Source organism: Desulfuribacillus alkaliarsenatis (assembly GCF_001730225.1).
Lineage (GTDB): Bacteria > Bacillota > Bacilli > Desulfuribacillales > Desulfuribacillaceae > Desulfuribacillus > Desulfuribacillus alkaliarsenatis.
This window is the reverse complement of the sequence record NZ_MIJE01000030.1, coordinates 154,636-167,296: the sequence shown is the minus strand read 5'-3', so window position 1 is coordinate 167,296 and position 12,661 is coordinate 154,636. Positions and strand designations below refer to the sequence as shown.

The window sequence follows — 12,661 nt, the reverse complement described above, 5'->3', positions numbered from 1 at the left end:
CATTCGTATATCCAGTTATGATTCCAAATATGCAGAATAACAGTTATTATTTTAAGAATTCTATGAAATAGTTAAGCAAATGTAGGCTTCAGAATAGCTCGACGCTCTCTCTGTGTAGCTTCTTGAATTCTTTCCCTGTACACAGCTTTTTCAAGCGGCTGTCTGACTCTATATATATCTGCTCCTACCTGCTGAAGCTTACCAACAATATCTACATAGCCACGGTCAATATGGTGTAAATTAGTAACCTCAGTTATACCTTCTGCCACAAGACCAGCAATAATCATAGCTGCCCCTGCACGTAAATCTGTCATTTCAACCTTAGTTCCCTGTAATGTCCTGCCACCAACTATTGATGCATGACGGCCTTCGACCGAGATATTTGCGCCCATTTTTTGTAGCTGTTTACAGTGCATATAACGATTTTCAAAAACTGTTTCCGTTATGTAGCTTGTACCTTTAGCTATGGCCATTAATGCAGTAAATTGGGCTTGCATATCCGTTGGAAAACCTGGATAAGGCAAGGTTTTAATTTGTAAGGGTTTAAGAGGTTCACATGCCTTGACAAGTATTCCATCATCCTCTTCAGAGATGTCTATACCCGCTTCTGTTAACTTAGCTATTACTGCCCTAAGATGATCACCTATTGCATTCTGTAGAAATAATTCGCTTCCTGTAGCTGCTGCAATTGTTAGATATGTGCCTGTCTCGATACGATCTGGAATTACTGTATGTCGAGCTCCTGTTAGCTTCTCAACGCCTTCAATACGGATTACGTTCGTTCCTGCTCCCTTTACCTTTGCACCCATGGTGTTCAGATAGTTAGCTAAATCAACGATTTCTGGTTCTTGAGCGACATTTTCAATAACAGTAGTTCCTTCAGCTAAAGTCGCTGCCATCATTATATTCTCAGTTGCACCGACGCTTGGCACGTCTAAATAAATCGTTGCTGCTTGCAGACGACCTACCACAGATGCTTCAATATATTCCTTCGTTTCAATAATTTCGGCTCCTAATGCTTGGAATCCTTTTAAATGCTGATCAATTGGGCGTGCTCCTATGGCACAGCCACCTGGTAAATAAATACGTACATGTCCAGTTCTTGCCAACAAAGAGCCCATCAATAAAAATGATGCACGCATTTTTTGCACTAAGTCTTTTGGTGGATCCGTCTTTGTTAATGTACTGGTGTCAATCATTAGCGTATCATCTTGATAAGAAAGTTTTGCACCTAAATACTTTAACGCATCCCGTAGAATTCTTACATCCTCTAAGTCAGGCACTTCCTCAATATAGCTTGGCTGTTCCTGTCCTAATATAGAAGCAGCAATTATTGGAAGTACGGCATTTTTTGCTCCATGTATTCGAATCGTCCCTTTAAGCGGAGGCGCTTTTTTTATTATAATTCGCTCGTTGAAGTCTGTTTCAATCAAATGTCTGACTCTCCTCTCTGGTAGATTCTTCTTAGCTACCCTAGTCCGTCACTCTTATTAGTTTATCACTGTAGTTTCAGATAATACAAGTACAATTATTAGTATTTTTAGCAATTTACACAGCCACTAAAGGGCTACACATTCTTAAAAAAGAAACTGTAGGTATAAGGAATTAGTTAGGTATTGTGTAAAGAATTCCGCTAACATTGTACCTAAGATTATAGACAATATAAGTACAAAGCCTCGGGCCTTAATATCTGATGCATCATAAAAAACCTTGTCCCAACGTGCTTCACGTAAGCATATATATGTTAGGTAGATGCTTCCTACCAGCATAATTATATTTAAAAAGCTTACAATTCCATAAAACATTTGCGACTGTCCTGCCATCATCATTCGGGGTTCCCTCCCCCACAGTATATGTTTATAAATACTCAAAATACATTATAACCAATTTTTATATTAAAAAACAAGTGTTAGCAGTGATTATTGAAATAATTGTGGGTTGTAATATATGACTCAGCACCTATTCGCTCACTAAAGTCTCCAGTTATAAGAATTGCTAAGGCTTGAATTTGCAAACTCCAAAACTCCCTCCGGTCAAACAGTTGGAGTTTTTTGCAAATTCTTCGCCAAGCACTACTAATAACCTCCGCCAAACTTCGCTCACAGGCACTAAGTCATATATTACCTACAGCATAAAATTCACGTACTGTTAGTGGTGCATGGGTCGGGTATGGTGAGCGAACTTTTGCTGGAGACTTTGCTAATATTACTTAGTGAAGATTCCCGTTAAAAGCTTCTTGTTTGAGCGTTTTGTGCGAGTTTGAAGCTTTAGGAAATCGAGCTTAGTAATATCTAAGTCGGAAGCCTTAGTGAGTGAGCCATGCCCGACTCATGCACCATAAACTTCTATGCAAAACCCCTTGCCCACGACATGAAATCCACGTCACTGTGCAAGGGGTTGACACTAACATTGCTGTTATGTTCTTTACTACTATATGCTAATCAATCTTTAGAACTGCATCCAAACTGAAGCTGTCAATATATCCATCAAAAATCCTGGTAATAAACCAAGCCCGATTGTTCCAATTAAAGCTATAGCTACAACTACTGACAAGCTGGTAGAAGGCACGAGCTTCGATTCTTCTGTTGGACGCATGTACATTTGCTTAATAATGCCAAAGTAATAGTAGAATGAGATGATACTCGTTATTGCCATAATGATTGCTAGCCAATATGTTTCAGTGGCCATAACACCTAGGAAAATGTAAAACTTCCCGATAAAGCCTGCCGTTATTGGTAATCCTGCCAATGACACTAGGAATACTGTCATGGCAAAGGCTAAGAACGGTGAGCGTTGAGCTAGACCAGCAAAGCTAGATAGCTCCTCCGAGTCTCTGTCGTCTGTCACCAATGTAATGACCGCAAATGCTCCAATAGTCATGAACAGATAGGCAACGGCATAGAACATAATTTGGCTTAAGGTAACATCCCAAGCTAGCGGTGCTGCTAATGGTACTAGCAGGTACCCCGCCTGGGCAATTCCCGAGTAGGCCATCAGGCGTTTTATATTCGTCTGTGTTAAGGCCACGACGTTACCAACAATCATCGTTACTGCCGCGATAGCTGCAATATAGAAGTACCAGTGTGAGAATATCCCCCCAAATCCTAGAGAGAATACACGTAGTAAAATCGCAAATGCTGCCACCTTAGATACGACAGTTAGAAACGCCGTTATTGGTGTTGGTGCACCCTCATAAACATCTGGCGCCCACATATGAAACGGTACAACTGAAATCTTAAAGCCAAAACCTACAAGCATAAATAGTACCGACATAATTACCAGGAAAGGATAATCAGCGTATACCTGTGGAATCTGCTGCCCAATAGTTAATAGGCTCGTAGAACCAATTAAACCATAGATAAATGACATTCCGTATAGGATAAAGGCTGATGCCACACCGCCAAGAATTACGTATTTCATAGCTGCTTCGTTCGACTTCACATAGTTTTTACGGAAGCCCGCTAAGCAATAGGATGAAATACTTAAAATCTCAAGTCCTATATATAGTGTAATTAAGTCTGCTGACGACGTCATAAGCATCGCACCTGCAGCAGCAAATAGCAACAGGTAGTAAAATTCCCCTTGGTATATGTCCTTATGCTTTTCCATATAACTCATGGAAATTAGGATGACAAGTCCTACACCAGCAAGGATTACGGTTTTAAATAATACGGCAAATGGGTCCAGAACAAAGGTATGTCCAATGGTTCCAATGCGATTATCAGATATGACCAGTACCATCGTAACGACAATGGCAAATACGCTCATCATTCCGAGGGAAATCTTACGACCACGTACTCCAGTCATAAAGTCAATAATTAGAATTAACAAACCAAAGGCAACAAGGACAATTTCTGGGGTCATTAAAGACCAGTCAGCATTGAAAACATTTTCGCTCATCGGCTTTAACCCCCTATCCTCGACACTAAGTCGATTACTGTAATGTTAATAACGTCTCCTAAGATTGCCGGATACACTCCAATAAGTAAGCTTAAGCCAAATAATGTTACCATTGGAATATACTCAAGTTTACGAGCGTCTGGCAAATCTTTGTATTCATCTCGTATATGGCCAAACGTTGTCCGCTGGATAGCCCAGAGCAGATATGCTGCTGTGAGGATAATACCCAAGGCGCCAATGACGGCGATTGTCTTAGCAGCTGGGATAATCTCAGGTGCTGCAGCGAAAATACCCATAAAGGCTAAAAGCTCACTGACGAAACCAGATAATCCTGGTAGACCAACCGAGGCCATCGCTGCCGCTAGCATAAATCCTGCTAAGATAGGCATCGATTTCGATAATCCTCCAAGGTCTGCTAGCATGCGCGTATGGGTACGCTCATAAATTGCTCCAACCATGAAGAACAGTAACGCTGAGATAAACCCGTGGGATACCATTTGGAATATTGCACCCTGCATCCCTTGCGTAGTATAAGATGCTACTCCAAGTAAAACGATACCCATATGACTAATACTAGAGTAGGCAATAAGTTTCTTTAAATCCTTCTGTACGAGCGCTAGCATGGCTCCATAAAGGATATTGATCACACCGAGTATGGCTATCAGTGTTGCGAATTGGGCTGCTGCTTCTGGCAAAATTCCATAGCCGATACGTATCAGTCCATATGCTCCCATTTTAAGTAGTACTCCCGCTAGTATCATACTTGCTGGAGTTGGTGCCTGCACGTGGGCGTCAGGTAACCATGTATGGAATGGGAATATTGGTAGTTTTACAGCAAAGGCGATAAAGATAGTTAAGAATATTGCTGCCTTCACACCAGAACTGACAACATCAGCAGCCATTGGACTTGCAAAAATTTCTGACAGGCGGATCATGTTAAATGTTGTTTCTGTAAAGCCCGTCGCTACTGCTCCGTATAGGAAGAGTGCGAAGAATCCTAACAGCATTACAATACTTCCTAAACCTGTATATACTAAAAACTTAAATGCTGCGTATTCACGCTCCTTGCCACCCCAGATACCGATAATAAAGAACATCGGAATTAGTGTAAGCTCAAAGAACAGAAAGAACAATAACATATCTAGTGCAACAAACACGCCCGTCATACCCGTCTGCAGGGCGAATAGCCACATAAAGTATTCTTTGGTCCGATCCTTAATGTTAAAGGACGCAATAACCGCTAAAAACGTGACAATCGTTGTTAGTAGTATCATCGGTAGCGATAAACCATCAACACCAAGGTCATAGTTGAATTGGACGAAGCCAACATCGAACCAACGATAATTCTCCTCAAACTGCATACCAACCTGGGTTGTATCAAAAGCCACCCATAGCATCAGTGATAGCACTAGAGTTACTGCTGTAACTGCTACAGCGACTGTGCGGATAGTACTAACATTATCCTTAGGAATGAAGAAGGTAATCAATAATCCAACTAGTGGGAAAAACACTAACCAACTAAGAATGTTTGGAATCATTACATATACCCCCTTACCAGAAACGCTATAGCAAATAAGGCAATACCACCAAGTACTGTAACTACTCCATATGTCTGTACTTGACCGTTATGCTGTTTGCCCAGGCTTCCTCCTGCTTGGCCAGCAGAGCGACCAGCTACATTGACTAAGCCATCAATGATGTGTCGATCCATCGCCCATAGACCTTTGCCTAAGCTAACAACAGGCTTAACTATGACATTGATATAAAGCTCATCGATGTAGTATTTATCACGTAATAATTGATAGGCAAACGGGAAGCTGTTTCTAATATTTTCACTTTTTATAACTTGTTTTCCGTAGATTAAGTACGCTGGAACAATCCCAGCTAAGGCAATTACTATGGACAGGAAAATCATCCATGTCTCAGCATGTACCTGTGGCCCAATCAATGTCCCCGCTAATAAAAATCTTTCTAACGGGTAATCCCAAAATGAAGCGTTTGCAAAACCAGCTACAAGAGCTAGTGCTGCTAGGACAATCAACGGAATTGTCATAAATGGACCGCTTTCGTGTGGCTTATGCTTCCCACGATATTCCCCAGTAAATGTCTTAAAGAATAATCTAAACATATAAAAACCTGTCAGGACTGCCGTAAGGGCAGCGATGGCGAATAAGAAGAATCCACCGTGTACCCAAGCATTTGCTAGTATTTCTTCCTTACTCCAGAACCCTGCAAGTGGCGGGATACCAGCAATCGCCAAACATCCAATTAAGAAGGTAACTGCAGTCGTCCGCATCTTCGACCACAATCCACCCATGTCATTAATATCTTGACTATGTACTCCATGGATTACACTACCTGAACCTAGGAATAATAGCGCTTTAAAGAATGCATGTGTCATTAGGTGGAAAAGTGCTGCTACGTAACCAAATGTACCAAGCGCTAACACCATTAATCCTAATTGACTGACGGTTGAATAGGCAAGGATACGTTTAATATCATTTTGCACAAGTCCTATAGTCGCTGCAAACAGTGCTGTAATGGCACCAGTATACGCAACTACCGTCAATGCCGTATCTGACATAACAAACATCGGATACATAACCGCTACTAAATACACACCAGCGGCAACCATTGTTGCGGCATGGATTAAGGCACTAACTGGTGTCGGACCTTCCATAGCATCAGGCAACCATACATGTAGCGGAAACTGTGCCGATTTACCAACTGCCCCTAGGAAGATTAAAAGTGCAATGATTGTAATCATTGTCTGATCTACAAGGTTTGCATTTAATGCTGCAAATATTGCATCATACTCAAATGAACCTGTATAAATAAACGTCAATATCAAACCAATAAATAGACCAACATCACCAATTCTCGTAGTTAGGAAGGCCTTCTTCGCAGCTGCAGCCGCCTCTGGCTTAAAGTACCAGAACCCAACTAATAGGTACGAGCACAAACCTACTAACTCCCAGAAAATGAATAACTGTAGAATATTAGGTGCTAATACTAACCCAAGCATCGAAAAAGTAAATAGCCCTAAGTATGAGAAAAACACTTCTATTCTTGCATCATCATGGAGATAATCTCGCGAAAACATATGCACTAACAAACTAACTAGGGTTACAATTACGAGCATCATTGCGTTTAAAGCCGTTACTTCAAAGCCCATCGTAATTGTTGTATCACCAAATGTTAGCCAGTTAAAGACAAAGCGAACCGTCTCTCCACCAATTCGTTCTATTAATACGATTACCGACATCCCAAACGAAGCCAATAGGGCAACAATCCCTACATATGCTGCTTTCTCTTTAATTTGTTTACCAAAAAGAACGAGCAGCACGAAGGCTAGTAGTGGGAAGACAGGTATTAACCAGGCGTATTGTATCATACCATCACCTTTCTCCTTTTATTCTACTTGCCACAGTCTCACAACTACCAACGCAATAAATTGTGTTTGCGACTATCAACCGTTCCGCGATTTCTAAAGAGTGCGATTAGAATTGCAAGACCTACAGCTGCCTCAGCAGCGGCTACCGATATGATAAAGAGGGTAAACACTTGCCCTGTAATGTTGGCAACCGGTCCAAGACTAGAAAATGCAACTAAGTTAATGTTAACTGCATTAAGCATTAATTCAATTGATACAAGTACTATTACAAGATTCCTTTTTGTTAGAACTCCGTAAAGTCCTACACAGAATAAGATAGCAGCTAAGGCTAAATAAGATGTTAATGGTATCAACTTAGTCAGCCTCCTTTCTAGCGATTACTATAGCTCCAACTAAAGCTACTAATAACAGAATCGCTACAGCTTCAAAGGCTATTACGTAATATCCGTAAAGCTCTAAACCTATATCCTTGGCTGAACCAATGTACTGTGGAGATTGATTCGCTGGCATATCTAATGTAGAAATCCCATAGAGCATACCCGCTAGTAATGCACCAACTCCCACGAAGGATAACACTTTGTGCACTTGGTGTTTTTCAGGACCGAAGGACACAACTTTGTGTTCCGTCATCATAACAGCGAATACGAATAAAATCGCCATTGCTCCGACATAAACTATAATCTGAACGACTCCAATAAATTCTGCTCTTAGTAAGAAATACAGTCCCGCAATTGCTAAAAAGGTAAACACCATCGAGAGGATCATATGGGCCATGCGCTGTGCACTTATCATTAGTACCGCACAAGCGATAGCCACGATTGCTAGGACAAAAAATACTGCTAATTCTCCTGTCACTTACGATCCCCTCCTTCACCCTTGTTATTATCCTGTTTATTATCTACTTCATTCTTTGCAGCTGGTGTAGCTGCAGCTTGGTCAGTAGCTTGAGTTTTTGCTCCTGGTGCTTTGATGGCTTGATCTATCGCCTTCGCCTCGGCACCTTCCTGTTGAGCTTTTGTAGCGTTTACATCCTTCATAACATCTGCAGTAACCTTAGCTTCTGATTTCGCAGCATTGTTAGCTTCTGCCTCAGGCTTAGCTTTTGCTTCAGGCTTTGCTTCTGCCTCAGGCTTTGCTTCTGCTGCTTCCTTTGCCTTCTTAGCTTCTGCAGCAGCCTTTGCCTTTGCTTTGGCTTCGGCTTTAATAGCATCCTGCTTTGCCTTTTCCTCCGGTGTTGTATAGTTACCAAAGATGTGGTTATCCTCTAACCACTGCTGGTCGATTTTCATCTTGCTGCGGTCGATTACCGATAGGTTGTCGTACTTAGTTGTAAATACGATTGCTTCCGTCGGGCATACCTCCGAGCAAAACTCACAGCGAATGCAGCGCTCAAATTCTATATCGTAGCTTGTTAAGACTTTTTTCTTTGTTTCTTCGTCCTTTTCTCCAGTTAAGGAGATAACCTCTGTCGGACATACTTTCACACACATGTTACACACAATGCACCGTTCCGTCATCAGGCGTTGTACTCCACGAAAGCGTTCTGGCATTACTTCCTTAACATCTGGGTACATGACGGTGACTTTCTTTTTTCTAAAGTAATTGAGTGTAACACCAAACCCCTTTAAAAAACGAAACATTTTATCACCCCATCCACGCTTTGACTACGGCAGTAATTACGATATTTAGTAATGCTAATGGTATTAGTACCTTCCAGCCAAAGGTCATCAATTGATCGACTCTAGCACGTGGCATTGTTGCACGTAGCCAGAAGAATACAAATACAAACAGTGACATTTTCAAAAAGAACCATACGATTCCTGGTAGGAATGCTGGTCCAAGCCATCCACCTAAGAACAGAGTAGTAGCTAACGCTGCAATTGCAATTGCATATACATATTCCGCAAGGAAAAAGAACGCCATACGAAAGCCTGTATATTCAGTATGATATCCCGACACTAGCTCTGATTCGGCCTCTGGCAAGTCAAAAGGCGAACGATTTAGTTCAGCTACGGCAGCTATCATATAGACAACAAAGGCTAAGAATTGCGGTATAATAAACCATACTCCCATTGTTTGCTGAGCAAGTACTATCTCCCGTAGGTTTAGTGATCCAGCTAGGATTACTACACCAATGATTGACATAACTAATGGGATTTCGTAGCTTATCATCTGTGCGACACCACGCATAGCACCTAACAGAGAGTACTTATTATTCGAGCTCCAACCACCCATAAGAATTCCTATCGTAGTGATTGATGATACTCCAACGAAGTAAAGCACACCAACGTTTAAGTCTGCACCCGTTAGTCTTTCGGACCAAGGAATTGTTGCTAAAACCATAAATGATGGCGCAAAGGCAATTATCGGTGCTATCAGGAATATATTACGATCTACGTTCGCTGGTATGATATCTTCCTTAAGCATTAGTTTCATAACGTCAGCAGGAGACTGTAATAATCCCTTCCAACCGTGGCGGTTAGGCCCAATACGTACCTGCATAAAACCAATAACCTTACGCTCGAAATAGATGGTATACATGACAACTAATAGCAAAGCACCAAGTGATGCGACAGAGTATATTGTAATCATTAGTAGATTCATATCCACTATGCATCAACCTCCCCTAAAACAACATCAAGTCCACCGAAAATCGCTACCAAATTAGCTATGTTCTCACCTTTTAAAAGCTCTGGTAGAATCGACACATTAACAAATGATGGTCGTCGGGTTTTCATACGATACGGTTTTGTAGTACCGTCACTGATTAAGTGAACACCTAGCTCACCCTTCGAGCCTTCAACACGGCAGTAAATTTCGCCTTTAGGCGGCTTGATAATCTTCGGAACCTTAGCAAGTACTGGACCATCGATTTTTTCGATTTGCTCACATGCCTGTTCCACTATGTTTAGTGATTGGCGAATTTCCTCAAGTCGCACTTCGTATTTAGCGTATACGTCACCTTTTGTTCTGACTGGAATATCGTAGTCAAAGCGATCGTATATTGAATATGGATCGTCACGACGAATATCGAAATCTACACCGCTCGCCCTAGCCACTGGTCCTGTTAGTCCCCAATCAATAGCTTGTTCTTTCGTTATGACTCCGACACCCATTGTTCGATGCTGGAACACTTCATTACCAGTTACTAATGTGTCATATTCCTTAATATTCTCACGTAATAGTTTTACAGTTTCTTTTACCTCATCAATCCATCCTGGAGGAGCATCGAAGCGAACACCACCAATGCGCATGTACGTATATGTAAGTCTTGCCCCACAAATTTTGTTAAACAGGTCTAGGATGTATTCACGATCTCTAAATGCATATATAAACGGACTTAATGCACCAATATCAAGCAGGAATGTTCCCCACCAGACTAGATGGCTCGCTACGCGATTTAGCTCCATATTTATTACTCTCAGGTATTCAGCACGTTCTGGTGTTTCGATACCCATCAATTTCTCGACAGTATAGCACCATGCGTAATTATTAGTCATAGCGTTCAGATAATCTAAACGGTCAAAATATGGGTTTACCTGTGCATATGTTAAGTCCTCAGCAATTTTTTCCGTACCACGATGCAGGTAACCAACTACAGGTATTGCTTCGTTAACTATTTCACCATCTATTTTTACCATAATTCTAAATACACCGTGTGTACTAGGATGCTGAGGCCCTATATTTAACATCATTTCTTCTGTACGTATTGCCATGTAGTATTCACCCCCTATTCTAGTCCTAGTTTTGCTTTGTCTACTTCGTAATCTTTACGTAAAGGATATCCTTCCCAATCATCTTCTAATAGGATTCTTGTTAGGTTAGGATGACCCTCGAAATGAATTCCTAATAAGTCGTATGCTTCACGCTCATGATAATCAGCAGAGTTCCAGAGCTCCTTAACGGACATAATCCTTGGGTTATCCCTTGGAATTCTAACCTTAATTACTGCGTTCTGATTTAGTGTGATGGAATAAAGCATATAAACCACTTCCATCATTTGTTCTTCTGGATAGTCGACACCTGACACACAGCTAAGGTATTCAAATTGCAGTGCTTCATCGTCCCTAAGTAATAATGCAGTCATGCGATTCCATGATTGATTATCTATAACAATATAAGGGCAGTCATAGTTTAGCTTGCTTTCTATAATCGAGTCGGGACCATTAGTACTAATAAAAGAATCAACAATCTGCTCTAATAACTTATTTTGGTCCATTGACTTTCACCTTCTTCCCCTTTGCTTCGGCACGTATTTTCACCCGTAGCTTTTCAATGCCGTCAAGTAAAGCTGGTGGAGTTGGCGGACAGCCTGGTACATAGACATCAACTGGCACTATTTTATCAACACCATTTAGTACGCTGTACCCTTTATAATAAGGACCTCCACATATAGCACACGAGCCCATCGCTATAACCCATCTTGGCTCTGGCATTTGATCATATAGTCTTCTAAGTACTGGCGCCATTTTCTTCGTTACAGTACCTGCTACAATCATTACATCAGAGTGTCTTGGCGTCGCGCGAAATATTACTCCAAAACGGTCCAAGTCATACCTAGCAGCTCCTGTCGCCATCATTTCTATTGCGCAGCAAGCTAATCCAAAGGTCATTGGCCAGAAGGAGCGCGTTCGAGCCCAGGCTTTTAGTTCTTCTAGCTTAGTAAAAGCTACATTTTGCTTTACTTGTTCTAATACATCTGGATCAAAGTCTTCAAACATTCTTTGGTCGAAAATAATCTTATTTTCATTCATAATGTTATTGTTGTTTTTTAGTTCCATTCAAGCACCTTCTTTTTCCACGAATATGCGAGCCCCACAGCTAGAATAAAGATAAATATCAGCATTATTTGCACACCAAACCATCCTAGCTCATCAAAGGCAACTGCCCAAGGGTAGAAAAATATTGTCTCTACATCAAATATGACAAACTCCAGGGCGATGATATAATAGGCAACCTTAAAGCGTACTTGCGCATCACCAGTTGGTAGTATCCCACTTTCATATGTAACGAGCTTCTCTGGATACGGGTTATGTGGTCTCAGAAATCTACCAAAGGTTAACCCCCCTACTGGAAGTGCGATACCAAGCAATAGAAAGAAGATTACAAATGTATAGCTCGTTAAATACAAATCCATGTTTTCCTGCACCCTCCTATTCACAAAATAAATATTTCTACATCTTTTTTACTATATAGTGCTAAAAATATTCAATGTGTAGATTATATCAGATGAAACTTCAAACTGTCTACCTAGTTATTACTGATTATACGCAATTATGACGTATTTTTTAACTATAACAGTTGTTGTCTGCTAATTATAACAGTAGTTTTAGTCTGTGATACATAAGGCTTTAACTAATCATTGTG

General features: G+C 41.0%; 13 protein-coding genes. All 13 read right to left on the bottom strand.

Annotated features, from left to right (window positions below):
- Nucleotides 1–71 precede the first annotated feature (71 nt).
- The 13 genes from murA to BHF68_RS09290 all read right to left on the bottom strand — a co-directional run bounded on the left by murA (nt 72) and on the right by BHF68_RS09290 (nt 12,431).
- Complete coding sequence (gene murA, locus BHF68_RS09350) at nt 72–1,433, bottom strand: UDP-N-acetylglucosamine 1-carboxyvinyltransferase (RefSeq protein ID WP_301553616.1); 1,362 nt, start codon at nt 1,431–1,433, stop codon at nt 72–74.
- A 144-nt stretch (nt 1,434–1,577) separates the two neighbouring features.
- Nucleotides 1,578–1,829: a DUF1146 family protein gene (locus BHF68_RS09345; protein WP_069643373.1), complete on the bottom strand. Its 252-nt coding sequence runs from the start codon at nt 1,827–1,829 to the stop codon at nt 1,578–1,580.
- A 619-nt stretch (nt 1,830–2,448) separates the two neighbouring features.
- Entirely contained in the window at nt 2,449–3,900 is a 1,452-nt protein-coding gene (locus BHF68_RS09340) for an NADH-quinone oxidoreductase subunit N (protein WP_069643372.1), read from the bottom strand.
- A 5-nt stretch (nt 3,901–3,905) separates the two neighbouring features.
- Complete coding sequence (locus BHF68_RS09335) at nt 3,906–5,438, bottom strand: complex I subunit 4 family protein (RefSeq protein WP_069643371.1); 1,533 nt, start codon at nt 5,436–5,438, stop codon at nt 3,906–3,908.
- The gene (gene nuoL, locus BHF68_RS09330; protein ID WP_069643370.1) at nt 5,438–7,294 is read right to left on the bottom strand and encodes an NADH-quinone oxidoreductase subunit L; all 1,857 of its coding nucleotides are present in this window, start codon (nt 7,292–7,294) and stop codon (nt 5,438–5,440) included. Before nuoL ends, BHF68_RS09335 begins: the two co-directional genes overlap by 1 nt.
- Before the next feature lie 44 nt (nt 7,295–7,338).
- A complete protein-coding gene (gene nuoK / locus BHF68_RS09325; RefSeq protein ID WP_176719917.1) occupies nt 7,339–7,644 on the bottom strand; it encodes an NADH-quinone oxidoreductase subunit NuoK in 306 nt (101 codons plus the stop codon).
- Between the two features lie 4 nt (nt 7,645–7,648).
- Entirely contained in the window at nt 7,649–8,149 is a 501-nt protein-coding gene (locus tag BHF68_RS09320) for an NADH-quinone oxidoreductase subunit J (protein WP_069643368.1), read from the bottom strand.
- On the bottom strand, nt 8,146–8,934 hold the full coding sequence (locus BHF68_RS09315) for a NuoI/complex I 23 kDa subunit family protein (RefSeq protein WP_069643367.1): 789 nt from the start codon (nt 8,932–8,934) through the stop codon (nt 8,146–8,148). Before BHF68_RS09315 ends, BHF68_RS09320 begins: the two co-directional genes overlap by 4 nt.
- Before the next feature lie 4 nt (nt 8,935–8,938).
- On the bottom strand, nt 8,939–9,898 hold the full coding sequence (gene nuoH, locus BHF68_RS09310) for an NADH-quinone oxidoreductase subunit NuoH (RefSeq protein WP_069643462.1): 960 nt from the start codon (nt 9,896–9,898) through the stop codon (nt 8,939–8,941).
- A 5-nt stretch (nt 9,899–9,903) separates the two neighbouring features.
- Complete coding sequence (locus tag BHF68_RS09305; RefSeq protein WP_069643366.1) at nt 9,904–11,010, bottom strand: NADH-quinone oxidoreductase subunit D; 1,107 nt, start codon at nt 11,008–11,010, stop codon at nt 9,904–9,906.
- A gap of 14 nt (nt 11,011–11,024) precedes the next feature.
- On the bottom strand, nt 11,025–11,513 hold the full coding sequence (locus BHF68_RS09300; RefSeq protein ID WP_069643365.1) for an NADH-quinone oxidoreductase subunit C: 489 nt from the start codon (nt 11,511–11,513) through the stop codon (nt 11,025–11,027).
- Nucleotides 11,500–12,015, bottom strand: coding sequence for a NuoB/complex I 20 kDa subunit family protein (locus BHF68_RS09295; RefSeq protein WP_069643461.1), 516 nt, complete (start codon nt 12,013–12,015; stop codon nt 11,500–11,502). Before BHF68_RS09295 ends, BHF68_RS09300 begins: the two co-directional genes overlap by 14 nt.
- A 50-nt stretch (nt 12,016–12,065) precedes the next feature.
- Nucleotides 12,066–12,431, bottom strand: coding sequence for an NADH-quinone oxidoreductase subunit A (locus BHF68_RS09290; RefSeq protein WP_084019335.1), 366 nt, complete (start codon nt 12,429–12,431; stop codon nt 12,066–12,068).
- Nucleotides 12,432–12,661: the final 230 nt, after the last annotated feature.